Consider the following 18,580-nt stretch of genomic DNA (forward strand, 5'->3'; position numbering starts at 1 on the left):
CTTTTCAAGAGATAATTAAATTATGAGGTTCTATTTTACCATATATCTAAAAAAATAATTAAATTTTTAATCTAAAATTTTATATAAGGGAAATTTAAAGGTAATTTTACCACTGGAATATGGAGCTATCATATATTCGGGAAATAGAATAACCAGATTTTTTCCTTGAAAATAAAAGCTTGTTCCCTCTAAATTAGTTATTTTGTCCACAAAATAAATTAATTTTTTTGGATTTTCATTTTTTAAAAGATTGTTTTCATCCATTTGTTTATTTATTTCTTCTATTATCAGTTTTTTATAATCTTTTCCTATCAATTCCTCCAATTTAACAGTTTTTTTAGTATCCCTGGATATGTTATATATTGTATATTCCTCTATTCCATGGGCCCCTCCTGTATAAAAATATATTTTATAGATAAGGGAGTAAACATCCAGATTATTTTCTATCACTTCATAACTCCCTTTTAATTCATAAGGGAGAAGGGAGGAAGTTTCATTATTTTTTACCAATTCTTCATGAAACTCTTTACCAGTTTTTATGAGGTCTGCCTGGAATTCTTTCAGTGATTTTCTTATCTCCCTGTCTATTTCTGGATATGGTGTTTTCGGAACTACCCAACTGATCTCATAGATATCATTTTTTTCTTGATAAGTTATTTCTTTCTTGTTTTCTATAAGGTTACAGGAGATAATAGATAAACTTATTAAAACAATAATTATTAATTTTTTCATAGTTTATCCCTTCATTAATAAGATCAGTTCTCTTGCGGCATCCGTTAAAAAATTCCCCTTAAGATAAAATAATTCATTTTCGGCATTTTCTTCCAATTTTTTTGTATTTTTAGGCCGTTCCAAAAATAATCCCAGTTGATTAAAATTTTTATCCAAAATAACCATTGTGGGTATTTTAAATTCCTCTAAATTAAGCAGAGGCATCAAATATGTTCTTCCCCTTCCCATAGATATTATAGAAAGTTTGATATTGTCGTTGATTTCAGTTAATTTTTTAGCCACAGTTATATTTAATTGACAATCCGGGCACCACATCTCACCACTAGCCAAGATATAGATCTCTTCTTTAACCTCTTTAATTTCCTCAATCAGATCCATGGGCAGTTCTATTCTGGAATGATTTTTAGGAATCCTATCCCTTTCACTCTGAGTAGCTACTTCTATATAGTTTTCAAATGTCTGCCCTACCTCAAAAAGTTCTTTAAATGTCATATGTTCCTCCTATTAAATCTAATTTTTTCAGTATAACATGAAAATGTAAGTTTAACAAAAATTGTTTTCTATCATTTATGTTATTTTTGTGGTATAATTAGTAACCATATAATTTAATTTAACACTGGGAGGCAAGATGAAAAAATTAGTATTATTTATATCTGTTTTTCTCGTTTACAGTCTAAGTTTCAGCACTCTTATCGATAAGAACCTATATAAAAAATTAGATACACCAAGATTGGATAAAAAAGTTTTAAACAGAGCCCTTGAAGGATTATCGGAGATTGATATAAAGAATAAAGAAGTTATAACAATCATTGACTATACAAAATCAGCCAATGAAAAAAGATTGTTTGTTATCGACCTGAAGAAAGAAAAAATTATTTTCGATACCTATGTTTCCCACGGAAAAAATACCGGAGGGGAATTTGCCAAAAATTTTTCAAACAATATAGATTCCCTTCAAAGTTCAGTTGGATTTTTCAAAACTTCCAATACTTATATGGGTTCTAACGGATATTCTATGAGATTAGATGGGTTAGAAAAAGGTATCAATGACAATGCCAGGGAAAGAAATATAGTTATTCATGGGGCAAAATATGCTACAGAATCATTTATAAATAAAAATGGAAGATTGGGGAGAAGCTGGGGATGTCCGGCTGTCCCTCTAGATCTAAGTAAAGACCTGATCAACAGTATCAAAGGTGGAAGTATTGTTTATATCAATGGGGATTTAAACAATTATCAGAAAAAAACAAAGTTCTATATGAACTTCTAAAGTTATACAAAGCTATATATTAAATTAAAAAGGAGCTGTAACTACAGCTCCTTTTTAATTTCTATTCCCTAACTCCTAAAACTACCGTTGTATTTCCTGTAATTGTTAACGAACCTTCTTTTACTACTATCTCCGTATCTTTTATTGGAATAATACCGGCATTTTCTGAGTCTACTAAGATATCCATACCTTTAAAAAATTCCTCGTCTTTTAAATTTAAAACCTCAAAGGAAGCGTTGTGTACAACTAAAAATTTACTATATGGGATCCTTTCTACTCCTGGTCTATAGTTATATTCTATTCTATTGTCCAGGGTATAGGCTATTACCCTATAGGCATTAAAATCATCTACCAATATAAACTTCAATCCTTTTTTTATATTTTCCGAGGTTGAATACCTAAAGGCATTAACATATCTTCTTAGTTTTATTAAACCGGCACAATAATTATAGAGTCCTTTAAAGAGATGATTCTCCTTCCTTTCCCACCTGATCTTGTTGACAAAATCAGAGGAGGAGTAACTGTTTTCATGGTAGTGGGTTATATTTCCGATATCATCATCAAAATTTATAAATTCCGATGTATGTGCTCTATCTGATTCTGGATCTTTTGGCTGGTGTCTGGCTCCTAGGGGCTTTGTCAGACCGATCTCTGTTCCACCTTGAATGATTATCTTCCCCTGGGAGGTAAAAAGCATTCCCAGACTGAATTTAGACAGATGTATCCTTTCTTTCATAGTTCCATTATAGGATAAATTTATCTTATCCCAAAGGGTAAAACCGTCGTGAATTGAAAGATACTGCAAAGTTTCATTGGGAGAATAGGCAAACCTATGATAGAGATCTATACTTACCGATTTATCATAATAATCTATTATATTTCCAATAATTCCAGCTCTGCATATATCTGTAAAATCATAATTCCCCTGAACAAATCCCTTTTCATGAATCTTTCCCAAGTAGGAGTCTCTGGTACTGTCATTAAAGACAGCTAAATTTATCCTATGGGGATAGTTGGCTATATGTCCCTTTACAGGAGCTTCATTAACAGGAAGATCTGTAAAGTTCCAAGCTTCACCCTGCAATATTATATTATCTCCTACAGCTTTTCTAATCTCTATCATAGTCTCTATATCCATAAAGCCCATAAGGTCAAACCTAAATCCATCTATCCCATATTCATCTATAAAAAATTTTATTGAATCAATAATTAATTTTCTTACCATGGGATTCCGGCTTTCCAAAGTCGGTCCTGCTCCTGTTCCTCCAGAGATACTTTCACCAAACATACGATAATAAGATCCCGGTGTTAAATTTTCAAATATATCCCAATTATAGGTATGGTTATAAACTACATCCATGATAACTCCAATTCCATTTTCATGGAGTTTATTCACCAAATTTCGTAGTTCTTTGATTCGGCCATATGGATTTTCTGCATCTGCAGCTAACCACCCTTCAGGTGTAAAGTAATTGTGGGGGTCATATCCCCAATTATACGATGATCCCAGTTCATTATATTTTTTATTTCCTTCATCTACAGTAAAATAATTTTGTATAGGTAAAAATTGAACATGGGTGACTCCTAACTCCTTCAGGTGTTCTATCCCTTTGTCATATTCATAAAAAGCCTTAAAAGTTCCTGCATCTTCCATCCCTATACCTATGGTAAAATCCCTTATATGGATCTCGTAGGCTACCATATCTGTAGGAGACCCCAGGTTCGACATTCCAATACTAGTCGGCTTCTCTCCTGCTTCCTCTGAGTCCATAGATACTATGGCTCCTCTCCCTATATTATCTATATCTTCATCTGGTACAAAACTTGCCATGGACTTGGCATAGGGATCCAAAGCATATTTTACAGATCCGTCCAGGTGTTCCACTTTAAAGTCATAAAAAAATTTATCCAAATTTAAATAACCGGTTTCTGTTTCCTTTAAAATAATACTCCAGACATCATCCTCTAATTTAGCCATATTTTTAGAAAAAATAAGTCTTTGGGGATCATTTTTAGAATATAAATTCAAGAGAACATTTTTTATGTTAGGAGCCCAAACCTTTATTTTTGTGGTTCCATCTTCTTTAAAAGTAACTCCTAAATCATCACCTTTATATAAAAATTTTCTTAGATCCATATTCTGCCTCCTAATTTTTTAACAATTTATACAAAAGAAGCCAGTTTAAGAAACTGACTTCTTTTTTGTACTATAATTTATTCTAAAGAATTAATTTTTTCCTTTAATATATTCATCTATTTCATGGGCAGCATCTTTTCCTGCTCCCATAGCCAAGATTACTGTAGCAGCACCTGTTACGATGTCTCCTCCAGCGAAAACTCCTTCTCTAGAAGTTGCAGTTTCCTTATTTTCCATAGTTTGGATTGTGTTCCATCTAGTTAACTCAAGATCCTTAGTTGTTCCTGTTACTAGATCATTTGGCATAGTTCCGATTGACATGATAACTGTGTCAGCTTCGATAACGAATTCAGATCCTTCAATTGCTTGTGGTCTTCTTCTTCCACTTTCATCAGCTTCTCCTAATTCCATCTTAACACATTTTAATCCAGTTACTTGTCCAGTTTCGTCAGCTATTACTGCAACCGGGTTAGTTAATAAGTTGAATTGGATTCCCTCTTCCATTGCATGTTCTACTTCTTCATGTCTAGCAGGGATCTCTTCTTCACTTCTTCTATAAACAATATGAGCTTCAGCTCCTAATCTCTTAGCAACTCTGGCTGCGTCCATAGATACGTTTCCTGCTCCTACTACAGCTACTTTTTTACCGATAGTTGTTGGAGTATGGTAACCTTCCTTATTTCCACCCATTAAGTTTACTCTAGTTAAAAATTCGTTAGCTGATAAAACTCCTACTGAGTTTTCTCCAGGAATTCCCATGAATCTAGGTAATCCTGCTCCACTTCCGATAAATACAGCATCGTATCCTTCATCTAATAATTCATCTACAGTAGTTGTCTTTCCTACTACTACGTTTGTATGGAAATCTACTCCTAATTTTTGGATTCTTCCAATTTCACCATTTACGATATCTTTTGGTAATCTAAATCCTGGAATACCATAAGTTAATACTCCACCTAATTTATGTAATGATTCAAATACATCTATTTCATATCCTAAAGTAGCTAATTCTGCTGCTGCTGCTAATCCTGCAGGTCCACTTCCGATTACTCCTACTTTTTTACCATTTTTAGGTGTAGAACTTACTTCAAGATGCTTTAAACTCCAGTCTCCAACAAATCTTTCTAAAAGTCCGATTGCTACTGGTTCACTCTTTATACCAACTATACAAGATCCTTCACACTGCTTCTCTTGAGGACATACTCTTCCACATACAGATGCTAATTTTGTATATTTAGCTAAAACTTCCGCTGATTTTCCAACTTCTACATTCTTTAATTCACTAATAAATCCTGGAATATCAATTCCTACAGGACATGCTGACACACATCTAGGGTTTTTACACACTAAACATCTTTTAGCTTCTCTTACTGCTTCATCTAAAGTAAGACCTAAATTAACTTCATCAAAACACTTACTTCTAGATGTTGCCTCTAACATTCTTGGATGAGCTCTTTTCTTTGGATCTGTTACTTCTTCATGGTCGATAGGACAATTTTTATTTTCACCATGCTCTAATTTATTTTCTTTTTTCATTCTAAGTCTGTTTTGTGCTTCATCGTAGTCTACTTTATGACCGTCAAATTCAGGACCGTCTACACAGGCAAACTTTACTTCACCATCGATAACAACTCTACAAGCTCCACACATTCCTGTTCCATCTACCATCAATGGATTTAAACTTACTGTAGTTGGTATATTTAATTCTTTTGTTAATAGTGCTACAAATTTCATCATGATCATAGGTCCAATAGCTACTACATGATCATATTTTTTATTTTCAGCTACTAATTTAGAAAGCATATCTGTTACTCTACCATGAAGTCCTTGAGAACCATCATCTGTACATACATATACATTTGGTGTTAAAGCTCTAAATTCATTTTCTAAGATAACATAATCTTTATTTCTAGCTCCAATTATAACATCTACTTCTATTCCTTGTTCTGCAAACCATTTAACCTGTGGGTATACTGGTGCTGTTCCAACTCCTCCAGCTATAAAAACGATCTTTTGTTTTTTTAATTCTTCTATATCTTCATGAACAAATTCACTCATCTGTCCTAAAGGTCCAACTACATCTTGAAAATGATCTCCCACTTCAAGAGCTGCCATATCTTCAGTACTCTTTCCAACGATTTGATAGATTATAGTTATAGTTTCATATTTTCTATCATAGTCACATACAGTTAAAGGAATTCTTTCACCGAATTCATCTACCTTTACTATTAAAAATTCTCCTGGCATAGCTTTTTTAGCTAACTTAGGAGCTTTAATATCCATAAGTACAATATTTTCTGACAAATACTCTTTTTTCATTATTTCAAACATGATTTACCTCCAAATTATTATTAAAAATACCTTTATTTAATTTTTTTATCTAATTTAATTTATTTATAAGCTGTTTTTAAGCTTGTTTTTACTAGGCTTTCTAATATTTTCACATACTTCTCGATTCTAATCGCGATTATTAAAAAATATTTCACATTTTGATAATAGCACATTTCGCATTGAATTCCAAACGTTTTTTATAAAAACAGTTCGTTTTTTCAAAAAAAAACTCTATTAATCCTTATTTATTAAAAAAAATTTATCATAATTTATATCTTCTTTACATTATACTCATAAAGTTTCTCAACCTCAAAGCAATTTATTTTATGTCATAAATTTTCTTTCCAACAATCATTAATTATGTTATTATATTACCAATACTTTCAAGGAATTTTCCTCTTTTTGTATTTTAAAATTTAAAAATAAAAGTAGGTGTTATATATGAAAACTCAAGAACAATATGAAGAACAAATTATTAAATCATTGAATAAAGTTCCTTTTGAGATGAAGAAAATTAAATTTATCCTTTTTTTGGCTAAACATATAAATAAATTAAAAAGAAGTAAATCAACAATATTAAAAATACTGATCTTACTTTACAGTATTGTAGTATCCCTTCTCTATTTTTTTAAATAGGTCTGTAAAACTCTATTTATTTTTATTTCCTAAACTGTCAAATTAAACACAACATAAAAAAGCTCCCTAGAACTTTCCTAGGGAGCTTTTTCTAATTTAAACATTTCTTTGGTCCGTTATTAATATTTTATACCGCCATGTGTAAAGGGTAATATAAAATTGACCCTTTTGAGATAAAAAAGGCAGCTAATTATTGACCCACCCTAATATTACTCTGTACAATCTTTTTAAAGAGATGTACAGGAGGTTTGAGGTGGCAATTCATATGGATACATATAAAAAAATTAGACGACTTCATCTAGTTGAAGGGGTTTCTATTAGAAAAATTTCTAGAGATCTTCATATTTCTAGAAACACTGTTAGAAAGTATATTAATGGAGATACAATTCCTGGAGAAAAAAAGTTTTCTTCTCGAGGAAAACAAGTTATGACTAGAGAAGTCTTAGACTTTATTGAAGCTTGTATTTTTGAAGACAACGAGCATACTCATTCAAAACAGAGGCACACTGCTAATAGGGTTTGGGTTAGACTCAAAGAAGAGGTTGGGTTTCTTGGTTCATATTCTTCTGTTAAGGTTGCATTTAGAGAATTAAAAGGTAAAACAAAAGAGGTTTTTCTACCACTTACCTTTAATCCTGCGGAAGCTATGCAAATTGATTTTGGTTCAGCGCATATCTTTCTCAATGATGAAAAGCAGGAAATAAAATATTTTTGTGCTCGGTTAGCATATAGCGCTCATATCTTTACTAAGGCCTACTTCGCAGAAAGAGAAGAATGTTTTTTAGATGGGATCATCTCTGCTTTTGAATATTTTGGTGGTGTTCCTAGAGAAGTTCTCTTTGATAATGCCAGAGTTGCTGTATCAGAAGGCTATGGAAAACATGTAACTAAAATAACTAAAGGGTATGAAACTCTCGTTGCTCATTATGCTTTTAAACCTAAATTTTGCAATGTTAGAAGTGGAAATGAAAAAGGTTTGGTTGAAAATTTAGTAGGACTTATCAGAAGAAATACTATGGTTCCTATCCCTAGAGTTAAAAGTTTGAATGAGTTAAATATCAAAATAAAAAAGGCTTGTGATAACTACTTAGAAAATCATAAAGTTGGCGGTGAAAGCTTAAGTGTTAAACAAAAATTCCAGATTGAAGCTAATAACCTTTTAGAGCTTCCTAGCCATTCACTAGATATTTCTAAAAGAGACTATAAAAGAGTCACTAAGTTTTCAACTGTAACTTTTGAAACTAATAAATATTCATTACCCTGTGAATTAGTAGGAACTGAGGTGATTTTAAAAACTGGTCATTCAGAAATACAATTTCTTCATAAAGGTAAAGTTGTTGCAATTCACCAGAGAATATTTAAAAAAAATAAGCATAGTTATCAATTAATTCACTATCTTAAAGCTTTAGAAAGAAAACCGCGAGCTGTATTTAATGCTGATCCAGTTATACAAAATATTCCTAAAGCAATTTTTGAAATGTATCACTCTAAAGGAGATTCAAAACTCTTTTTAGAATATCTAAGAGAAGAAGTCGGTCTTCCTAAAATCAACGACCAAATAGAAGTTCAAAGAAATAATTTAGGTAAATATGATAACTTAATTTCCCAAGAGGTGATCCAATGAGTGTAATTAGTGAAAAAATTAAACTTTTTTCCAAAGCTTTAAAACTATCTAGCTTCAAAGACTATCATGAGGTTCAGCGCCAAGCAATAAATTCAAAACAAGGATATGAAGAATTTCTGCTTACACTATTAGAAAAGGAAGTATTAACTAGACAAGACAATAAACTTTTCAGGTTAAAGCGCGGAGCTAAATTTCCCTTTGAAAAAACGCTAGAAGAGTTTGAAGTTAAACGTCTTAGCTATTTAAAACCTTCAGTAGTAGGCGAACTCTCCAGCTGTGAGTTTATCAAAAAAAAAAAGAAAATATAATAATGATAGGGAACCCAGGAACTGGAAAGACACATCTTTCTATAGCTCTAGGACTTAAAGCTTGCAACTGTGGACATAAGGTGTACTTTACTACAGCTGCTAACTTATCAAATAAATTAGTTGAAGCGCAAGAAAATAGTAATTTAGGGAGATTCTTAAGGCAATTAGCAAGATTAGATCTACTCATAATAGATGAGCTTTCCTACCTCTCCTTTAACAAACATCAATCAGAACTCCTATTTCAAGTGATTTCAGAAAGAAGTGAGAGGGGAAGTATTATAATTTCTACTAATTTAGCATTTTCAGAGTGGGAAGAATTCTTCCCTGATACAATGTTAACAACAGCTTTAATAGATCGCGTAACATTTAGAGGACATATTTTAAACATGAATGGTGACTCTTACAGGGTCTCTGCGAAATAGGCAGGGTGGGTCACTTTTTAATTACCCTTAGGTGGGTCAAAAATTAACTGCCACATGGGTCAATTCTTGATTGACATTTACAGCCATGTTTATTTTTTTATCAATTTATTTCTTAAATATATATTTAAGATGTTTCCCCCCTAATCCAATAATTGAATAAAGTTTTTTTGCTCCCTCTATAATTTTTAATTCTTCATATACTTCATTTTTTTCAAGCTTTGCATAAGATTTCATATCAAACCTAGTGTGTGCATCACTTCCAAAGGTAGCTTTTAAATCATATTTTTCCCTTAGATCTCTGGCTCTTAAGTTTCTAACCTTATCTAAAGTATGATTGTATGTTTCTATAGAATCTACACTTTTTATTATTTCTTCCAGATATTTTTTATTTTTTATATAGTTTTTCTGTGCATATCCATTTAAATGAGGAAGAGAAGTGTGCGTTTTATATTTTTTCAAAACCTCTATATAATATTCCCAGGATTTATAGGATTTAGCCATCCTATACCTATTTTTATAAGGTTCTAAATAAACTTTATAAAATTCCTCCAATTCCTTAGGGTTTTGAAAATAAGCTAATATCTCCATACCATCTTCACACCCTATCTCTATTCCAGGTATAGAATTTATATTTTCTACTTCAAAGGATTTAATACTTTTTCTAATCTCATTATGATCTGTTATAGATATCAAATGATTTTTTTCTTCTAAAAAACTTTTTAAAAATTTTATATCTAAAAATCCATCTGAAGCTTTCGTATGTAAATGAAGGTCGTAGTAAACTCCATCATACTGTCCATCTAATATAATTTTACTTTTAAAAAACTCATCTAATTTATCAAATTCAATCATTAGTATCTCCCTCCTTTTTTTATAGTATACTCTGTAAAAATATAAAACTCAAAATCATTTGATTTTTTTCAAAGAAAAATATAACAAATAAGGGATGATAAAGTTTAACTTTATCATCCCTTATTTGTTATATTTTTCCAAACATCTTCAAGACTTCTTCTGTATACGAACCATCATCATTATTAATATAAAGAGGTGGCTGGATCACTAAACCTGCTTCAGCACCCTTCATTCCTTCAATTAATATTATTTTTGCGGCCTTATTCCTTGTGGTATGACAGAACCTTATTCTTTTAGGTTCTATCTTATATTTTTTCATAAGTTCTAAAATATCTATCAACCTGTCTGCTCTATGGACCATAGTGAAGTTTCCCCTGAATTTCAACAGGTAACTCCCGGCTTTTATTATATCTTCTAAATTAATTAAAATTTCATGTCTTGCATAAGTCAACTGATCTAAGTCATTCAATTGATTTTTATCTCCGGTAAATTTAAAAAAAGGCGGATTAGTTATCACTGCATCAAAACTCTGATCTACAAATTGTGATTGTATATTTTTTATATCCCCCTTTACGATCTTTACCTGTGATTCTAATTTATTGAGGATGATATTCCTACAGGCCAGATCTACTGAAGTATCCTGGATTTCTATCCCTACTACCTTAGCATTGGTTCTCTTTGACAGGAGCATTGGAATTACACCATTTCCTGTTCCTAAATCCATTATATTCTTTCTTCCTTTTTTTATAGTCAAAAAATTAGATATTAATACTGAATCTATAGAAAAGTTAAGGTAGTCATTTCTTTGAATTATTCTCATATCACTATAATTTAAAAAATCTATAATAACTTCATTTTCATGATTTTTACTTATTTCTTTATTTTTTTCCCCACCTTTTGTTGTCATCCTTTATCATCACCTGTTTATTATAATTTATTTTCCAAAAAAACAAGTCCAGGAAATCCTAGACTTTATTTTTTATTCATATCTTTAATTAATTTAGATAACATCTCTTTTATCCCAGTATCTACATTTCTAAATCTAATGTTATTTTGGATCGATTCAAATCCCTTTTGTTCAACTACTTTTCCTACTGTTTTTTCTAAAAAATCATAAGTAGTTTTTTCAATTCCTTTAAAATCTAATGTTATTTTTACATCTCTTTTTAAGTTGTTCATAATATTTAAGTAAAGTACTTCTGCATCTTGGTCCATAAAATTTTTAACGACTATTACCATCTCACATCACTCCTATTTTACTGATACCCTTAATACAACAGGGCAATGATCAGATCCCATTACATCATTTAATATGACGGCATCCTCTATATTATTTACAAATGATTCATTAACAATATGATAATCTATTCTCCAGCCAATGTTTTTTTCCCTGCTTTTAAACCTATAAGACCACCACGAATATTTAGTTTCTTCAGGCTGAATATATCTAAAAGTATCTATATAACCAGATTCTAAAAATTCGGTCATCCAATCTCTTTCTTCAGGCAGGTATCCCGGATTTTTTTCATTTCTTTTAGGGTTAGTCAGATCAATCTCCCTATGTGCTACATTTAAATCACCACATAAAATCACATTTTTCCCTAGATCAACTAGTTCATTACACCTTTTCATTATGGCTTTATTAAATCTTATTTTATAATCTAATCGTTTTCCCTCACTCTGACTGTTAGGAAAATAACAGTTGATTAAATTAAAGTTTTTATATTCTAATTCTATGTATCTGCCTTCAAAATCAAATTCTTCTATATCCATATTTCTGACATTCAAAGGTTCTACTTTTGTATATACCGCAACTCCTGAATATCCTTTTTTTTCAGCTGAAAAAAAATAAGATTTATATCCATCTATCTTAGTTAATTTTTCCTCTAATTGTTCTGTTTGTGCCTTTGTTTCTTGAATACACAGAATATCCGGACTTTCTTTTAAAATCCATTCCACAAAACCCTTTTTTTGAATTGCTCTTATCCCATTGACATTCCAAGAATAGATATTCATTAACTTAAACTCCCTTTGTCAAGATATCTCTTTAATTTAGCTATAATCATATTTATAGCTATTTTATTCTCTCCACCTCTAGGTATTATCACATCAGCATACCTTTTAGATGGTTCACAAAACTCTAAATACATTGGTTTTACAGTCTGTAAATATTGTTTTTTTACTGAATCAAATGTTCTCCCTCTTTCATTGATATCTCTTTCGATCCTTCTTAAAAGCATCTCATCTGCATCAGTATCAACAAAGATCTTCACATCTAACATATCCCTTATCTCTGGGATAGATAGGATTAAAATCCCCTCTATAACAATTATTTTAGATGGATTTATCCTTACCATCTTTTCTTTTCTTGAATGAGTTTTAAAATCATATATAGGTCTGTCTATAGACTTTCCATCTTTTAAATCCATCAAATGTTTCTTTATAAGTTCAAATTCTATGGACTTAGGGTGATCAAAATTGACTTTTGCTCTCTCCTCTATAGATAGTTCCTTTAATTCTTTATAATATGCATCTTGTTCAACTAGTACTGCGTCTTCTGACTTAAATGCCTTTATCAGGTTATGAGCAACTGTTGTTTTTCCAGATCCACTTCCCCCTGCTACTCCTACAAATATACAGTTATTCATGGTACCCTCCTTTAAATATAGCTTTGATTATTATACCCTATCTCTTATAAAATATCAATGATGGTTATTTTTAATCACTTATAAATTATAATCCTTTTTCTTTCTTTAATATCTTCAATATATATATTTTTTCTATGGATTTAAATATTTGCTGGTGAATTGGCATGAATTTTTCTATATTTGAATCTATTTCAAACATTTTTTTGGCTTTTACCAATAATTCTTCCTTTTCCTTTTTTTCCATTTTTTCATATAGTTCTAATAAAACTTTATAGATTGGATTATTTAAATCAACCTCTTCATCTACCTTTGATTTCGCTGGTTCAACTATCTCAGCATCTATAATTTCCAGATTGGATGGCTTCTTCTTTGTCACTTTAGGCATTTTAATTTTTTCTTTCTTTTTAGTTACTTTTATATCTTCTAAAAGATCTTTATCACTTTTTACATTTTTCAATATCCCATTGATATAAGCCACTAAAGTTTTAGAGATATCAGTTTTTAAATTTGAATATAAGATATCTAAAATATGTATAGTTACATTTTCCCCCTCTTCATTATATAACTTTACAATCTTATTCTCTGCTCTTTTATTCCAATTTTTAGAAACAAATATATTTCTTTTTGCCTTGGACATGGCTTTTAAAGTAACCTCCGATACCTCATTAATATCTTTAGCTACTATCTGAACTGCTTCATTAGGCATTTCTAATTTAATCTGTTTTTGCGTTGCATTTTTGAGAGTTTTTTTCTTTTTCCCCTTCAGAATATAATCTGAAATATGACATTCTCCATCTTTATCTATATTGTATTTAAATTTATAGACATAAGTTTTTTCTGCCTTCAAAGGATGAACTTCATAGTTTAAAAGATAGCCTTTCTCCACTAAAGTATCAAAAGATTTATTTATCCTTTTCATTACCTGTTTCATCTTACTCACTTCATATTCCTTAACTTCTCCGGTCTTTAATACTTTTTTTATCCTACTTTTTAAAGTTAATGGAATTATAGTTGCTATGGTTTCTATTCTAAATTCGCCTTCAGTATTAGCAAATCTTTTCATACTTAAAAACTGATATATTTTTTCTGCAGCTCTATCAGATTTTCTTAAAACATTCAGTTGATGTCTATCAAAAATAGAGTAATGTTTTATCCTCAATTCCTCTATTATTCTATGGTCTAATCTCACCTTATAATAAACTTTCATCTTATTTGTTTTTATATTTTTTTCCTTAAATTTTTCATATTTCACTAAATTAAGTGGCTCTTTATAAACCTCTCTGATTATATTCCCTGCAGCTTTTTTATTTCTAATCAGTATCTTATATGTTGTTGCCTGCAGATTATATAGAGTTTCTTCCATTTTTCTATAATATTTCATAGAAAACTTTAAACCTAAATAATCTATAACTTCCTCAACATTAAAAGTTATATATTCCTTTGCAGGGTCATCAGCCAAAACTTCTTGAAATTTATATAAAATAAAGTAAAATACATTCTTCTCAAAATCTGAGGGTTGTTGATTTCTTATCCCTTCAAAATTATCTGTACTTAAAGAGGAACCAAATTTAATCCCAGCATTAGCTATTTCGTATACCAAATTTACATTTCTCTGCCTTTTAGATGTAAAAAATGGTAAAATTATGAATAAAAAAGGTTGATTAATCGTATCTCTTATATCCATATCTTCTAAGTATAAAGACACTGTTTTAGTTGGGATTGTTTTAGGTTTATAGCTTTTAATGTTTACACTAAGGTCATTTTTGTTTCCTATCTCTAATATTTCTAATAAAGATCCTTGTTTTTTTTCAGACATTTCTATCCCACCTTATCATCATTTTCAATTTATAATTTTATCATCCTTTACAGGTTATAACATGTTTTCATGGTTTTATCAAGTTTTATTTTTATCATCACTTGTTATTTATAATCGAATATTTTCCAATAAAACCATTCAACTTCTCTTTTATTGCCCCTGTTTATAATCCTTTAATTACTATAAGTTATTAACCTCAATAAACTTGGCAATTTATTATTCATCCCTTATTATTTATAATTAATATCTAGACTTATTCTCTCTTATTTCCTTGGTAATTCAAGCTGTGTTTATCATCACTATATTATTAACTTCATTTTAATACAATAAATATAGGGTTAATAATATAATCCTTTACTTATTATATTTTTTTTATTGGCTTGCCTCAGTAAAATTAGGAGAACCTTTATAATCATCTATTTATTATATTTTTATTATATTTCTATTTAAACCTTTAAGTCTTTTTTTACTTCTGATTTTACTGACCTATTTTATAATCACTGATAAAACATATTAATAATCATTTTATCATCATCCATTTATTATAACTATTTTTTTTATCTACCCATGACTTTTAAAGGGTTCTAATCAATCTAATATATTTAAAGTCATGAAAATATAGTCTAGAATTATAATCCTTCATTTATTATAATCTTATTTTTTTTTCACTTTTTTTTAACCCAATAAAAACAAACTTTTTTTATAATCCTTTATTACACATAAAAAAAACTCTCTGAATTTATAGGCTTAATTATGCAATCCTCTATTTATTATAAAAAAATAATTTAGTTTCCTCTTTACAACATATATTTATTGAGCTTTACTAAATATCCTTCTTTTTATAAAAGGCTCTACATAATACATAAAACAATAATACATAAAACAACTATAAATAATTAAAGATCGTTTTGTCTGTTTTAGATTATTTTTTTCTAAAAAATCAAAACCTTCTAAATCAATATATCTATCTTAAATATAATCATCTCCATAAATACAATCTGGAATTTTATAATATTTTATCAATTTCATAAAATATCTATTTACTGAAACTAAAAAAGTAATTTGATCTTCTACTAGACAATAAAAAAAGGATAAGACAACATATATCTTATCCTCTAAAATAATTAATCTTTATTTAATCTTGGTGGTCTCTGACCATAATATTGATAATATCTACATTTTAAATTACCATTATATAATTTTCTATTTTTATCTGCTCTTTTATCAAATAATTTTTCAAAACCATCATGAGAAGTAATTATGTAATAAGACCATTTTTTACATCTCATTCTACAAATATCTCCTAATGTTCTATATAACTTCTCCACTTGATCTAAATCAGATAAACGTTCTCCATAAGGTGGATTAGTAATAAGTGATCCATATTCAGCCATAGATTCAAACTCTAATAGATGCTTTTGTTCAAATAATATATCATTTTCAACACCAGCTAATTTAGCATTCTTTATTGCAGTTTCAATAGTTTCGCCATTTAAATCTGATCCATAGATCCTAACTTCTTTTTCATAATCTTCATGGGTAAAAGCTTCATCTCTAGCATCTAACCAAAGTTGTTCATCGATAATATGCCAGTCTTCAGAAGCGAACCGTCTATTTACTCCAGGAGCGATGTTTCTAGCGATCATGGCAGCTTCTATCAAAATAGTTCCTGTACCACACATAGGATCAACAAGAGGACGTTCTCCGCCATTCCATTTAGATAATTTAACAAGTGCTGCTGCCAAAGTTTCTTTCATAGGAGCTTCATTTAGGTGAGCTCTATATCCTCTTTTGTGTAAGGGTGTACCGGAAGTATCTACCATTACTACAAAATTATCTTTATTTCCAATAATTTTTATTCTATAAAGAGCTCCATCTTCACTAAAATAATCATGTTTATATTGAAGTTTTAGTTTTTCAACAATAGCTTTTTTAGCCATCCTCTGCATATCAGACTTTGAAAAAAGTTTACATTTAACAGAACTAACCCATGAAATTGGGAATTCTGCATTAATTGGTAAGATACTAATCCAATCCATTTTTTTTACTTTTTCAAAATATTCATCCCAAGTAAAAGCTTTAAATTCTCCCATCTTTAAATAAACTCTATCAGCTGTTCTAAGCCAAATGTTAGCTTTAATTATATCTTCTATCCCCCCATCAAATTCAACTCTTCCGTTGTGGGTAACAACATTTTTAAACCCTAGATCTTTTATTTCTTGTGCTAATATACTTTCTACTCCCATGGTGGCCGTAGCTATCAATGTATACGTCATAATATATTCCTCCTAATTCATCACTTATAAATTATAATACTTTACATTTTAACATTATAATAAGGTTCATGCAAAGATATATTTTTTATTATCCAGGGATCTATCAAATTTATTGAAAACATTGGTTTATAATTTAATATAAAATATAATTAATAAGGGATTATAAGTTTATTGCGAACTATTAAAATAAAAATTATAATAATATAGTGATGATATCTTTTTAAAAGATCTAGGAAATTATAAAAACTTGAATTGTGCTTATTCGGATGCAACGTCACGTTGCTTTTATCATCCCTTAATAAATATAATTTTTAAAAATAAAAAAACAACTTAATATATAATTAAGTTGTCTCTCTTGGTAAAATTTTAATTGCTGTTAAAAAAACTTATTCTGAAACTATGATCTTTCCAGAGATAATATCTTTTTTCATCTTATCTAATTTAGCTAATTTATTAGAGCCGATAAGTTTTTTAGTATGGTTGAAGTCAGTTAAAGAAACGCCGTTATCAGCTAAACCAGCTTGTCTGTAGCCGGCTTTAAACCTATTTTCTCTTACTTCTTTAGTCAAATTATAAACTGCATTATCAATTCTAACTCTAACAGAAGTTAAGATAGTACCTGGAGCTTCCCCATCTTGGTCTACATCAGATCCGATAGCATAGATCTTCTTTTCTTTTGCTGCTTCGAAAACTCCTTGTCCAGTACCTTCAGCAACTTGTAAAATAACATCAGTTCCTCTAGATATCATAAGATCAGAGATATTTTTTCCTGTAACAGGATCATTAAAAGGGTTGCTGCTAGTTGTAGGCATATAAGATGTAATAACCATCACATTTGAATCTACATATTTTGCACCCTGGGTAAATCCATGTTTAAATCTGTTGAAAGATTTATTATCCATTCCCAATAGAACACCAATTTTATTGCTGTCACTCATCATGGTAGCTAATGCACCTGCTAAAAAACTCATCTCTTGTTCAGCAAAATCGATGGTAACAGTGTTAGGCACGGTAATTGTACCTCCTACAATGGCATATTTTTGATCTGGAAATTCAGTGGCAACTTTTTTTATAGATTCAGCTACGACACTACCCATTCCGATTACAAGGTCATAGTTTCCTTCCCTTGAAAAATCTCTTAAAAACACTAAATCTTCTGTTATATTAGAAGGTTCAACATATTTAAAAGTAATAAGCCCTTCATCTTCCGCTTTCTTTAATCCATCATAAGCCATTTGATTAAATCCTGTACCTAATCCGCCACTAGAGAGGACTACTCCGACATTGATCTTATTCTTACTATAAGCCGTTAAACTTAATAATAAGAAAATTAACATAAATAATTTTTTCATTTTTTTCCCTCATTTTTATTTTCTAACTTTTTCATAACTCTAATAATATGATACTTGTATCATAGGATTTGTTCAATTTAAAAAACGGAAAGTGTATGGGTACACTTTCCGTTTTTTAATATCTAGAAAACTATAAAAGTTAGAAAATAAAAAATTATAAAAATCTCGATTATATT

At 29.9% G+C, this 18,580-nt stretch carries 17 protein-coding genes; 5 read left to right on the top strand and 12 right to left on the bottom strand.

The genetic code is table 11. The annotated features are described in order from the left end of the window. Positions 1-66 precede the first annotated feature (66 nt). Entirely contained in the window at positions 67-732 is a 666-nt protein-coding gene (locus tag NRK67_01455) for a DUF3298 and DUF4163 domain-containing protein (protein ID UUV17524.1), read from the bottom strand. Positions 733-735: 3 nt separating this feature from the next. Continuing rightward, complete coding sequence (locus NRK67_01460) at positions 736-1,224, bottom strand: thioredoxin family protein (protein UUV17525.1); 489 nt, start codon at positions 1,222-1,224, stop codon at positions 736-738. Between the two features lie 136 nt (positions 1,225-1,360). Between NRK67_01460 and NRK67_01465 the strand changes: the two genes are divergently transcribed. Further along, positions 1,361-2,002 (top strand): murein L,D-transpeptidase catalytic domain family protein, encoded by a 642-nt coding sequence (locus tag NRK67_01465; GenBank protein UUV17526.1) that lies wholly within the window; start codon positions 1,361-1,363, stop codon positions 2,000-2,002. Between the two features lie 61 nt (positions 2,003-2,063). On the opposite strand, the gene NRK67_01470 is transcribed toward NRK67_01465, so the two are convergent. Together NRK67_01470 and gltA are read right to left on the bottom strand one after the other, a co-directional pair. Further along, positions 2,064-4,139 carry an alpha-amylase family glycosyl hydrolase gene (locus tag NRK67_01470; GenBank protein UUV17527.1) on the bottom strand — a complete coding sequence of 692 codons (2,076 nt, stop codon included), beginning with the start codon at positions 4,137-4,139 and terminating at the stop codon, positions 2,064-2,066. Positions 4,140-4,229: 90 nt separating this feature from the next. Continuing rightward, a complete protein-coding gene (gene gltA / locus NRK67_01475) occupies positions 4,230-6,470 on the bottom strand; it encodes an NADPH-dependent glutamate synthase (protein ID UUV17528.1) in 2,241 nt (746 codons plus the stop codon). Between the two features lie 441 nt (positions 6,471-6,911). On the opposite strand from gltA, the gene NRK67_01480 reads away from it, so the two are divergent. The 4 genes from NRK67_01480 (at position 6,912) to NRK67_01495 (ending at position 9,460) form a co-directional block, all read left to right on the top strand. Continuing rightward, entirely contained in the window at positions 6,912-7,106 is a 195-nt protein-coding gene (locus tag NRK67_01480) for a hypothetical protein (protein UUV17529.1), read from the top strand. A gap of 253 nt (positions 7,107-7,359) precedes the next feature. After that, positions 7,360-8,730 (top strand): IS21 family transposase, encoded by a 1,371-nt coding sequence (gene istA / locus NRK67_01485; protein UUV17530.1) that lies wholly within the window; start codon positions 7,360-7,362, stop codon positions 8,728-8,730. Continuing rightward, positions 8,727-9,038 (top strand): ATP-binding protein, encoded by a 312-nt coding sequence (locus NRK67_01490; protein ID UUV17531.1) that lies wholly within the window; start codon positions 8,727-8,729, stop codon positions 9,036-9,038. The genes istA and NRK67_01490 overlap by 4 nt, the downstream gene beginning before the upstream one ends. 2 nt (positions 9,039-9,040) lie before the next feature. Then, positions 9,041-9,460, top strand: a complete 420-nt coding sequence (locus tag NRK67_01495) for an ATP-binding protein (protein ID UUV17532.1) — start codon at positions 9,041-9,043, stop codon at positions 9,458-9,460. Between the two features lie 105 nt (positions 9,461-9,565). On the opposite strand, the gene NRK67_01500 is transcribed toward NRK67_01495, so the two are convergent. From NRK67_01500 to NRK67_01535, 8 genes are all read right to left on the bottom strand, one after another. Beyond that, entirely contained in the window at positions 9,566-10,312 is a 747-nt protein-coding gene (locus tag NRK67_01500) for a PHP domain-containing protein (GenBank protein ID UUV17533.1), read from the bottom strand. Between the two features lie 127 nt (positions 10,313-10,439). Next, positions 10,440-11,219 (bottom strand): tRNA1(Val) (adenine(37)-N6)-methyltransferase, encoded by a 780-nt coding sequence (locus NRK67_01505; GenBank protein UUV17534.1) that lies wholly within the window; start codon positions 11,217-11,219, stop codon positions 10,440-10,442. Positions 11,220-11,284: 65 nt separating this feature from the next. Then, positions 11,285-11,551: an STAS-like domain-containing protein gene (locus tag NRK67_01510; GenBank protein UUV17535.1), complete on the bottom strand. Its 267-nt coding sequence runs from the start codon at positions 11,549-11,551 to the stop codon at positions 11,285-11,287. A gap of 12 nt (positions 11,552-11,563) precedes the next feature. Then, a complete protein-coding gene (locus tag NRK67_01515) occupies positions 11,564-12,328 on the bottom strand; it encodes an exodeoxyribonuclease III (protein UUV17536.1) in 765 nt (254 codons plus the stop codon). Beyond that, positions 12,328-12,960, bottom strand: coding sequence for a uridine kinase (gene udk, locus NRK67_01520; protein UUV17537.1), 633 nt, complete (start codon positions 12,958-12,960; stop codon positions 12,328-12,330). Before udk ends, NRK67_01515 begins: the two co-directional genes overlap by 1 nt. A gap of 85 nt (positions 12,961-13,045) precedes the next feature. Then, a complete protein-coding gene (locus NRK67_01525) occupies positions 13,046-14,776 on the bottom strand; it encodes a hypothetical protein (GenBank protein UUV17538.1) in 1,731 nt (576 codons plus the stop codon). A 1,124-nt stretch (positions 14,777-15,900) separates the two neighbouring features. After that, entirely contained in the window at positions 15,901-17,052 is a 1,152-nt protein-coding gene (locus NRK67_01530; protein UUV17539.1) for a class I SAM-dependent RNA methyltransferase, read from the bottom strand. Positions 17,053-17,438: 386 nt separating this feature from the next. Then, entirely contained in the window at positions 17,439-18,404 is a 966-nt protein-coding gene (locus tag NRK67_01535; GenBank protein ID UUV17540.1) for a BMP family ABC transporter substrate-binding protein, read from the bottom strand. Between the last annotated feature and the right edge of the window lie 176 nt (positions 18,405-18,580).

The organism is Fusobacteria bacterium ZRK30 (assembly GCA_024628785.1).
Lineage (GTDB): Bacteria > Fusobacteriota > Fusobacteriia > Fusobacteriales > Fusobacteriaceae > Psychrilyobacter.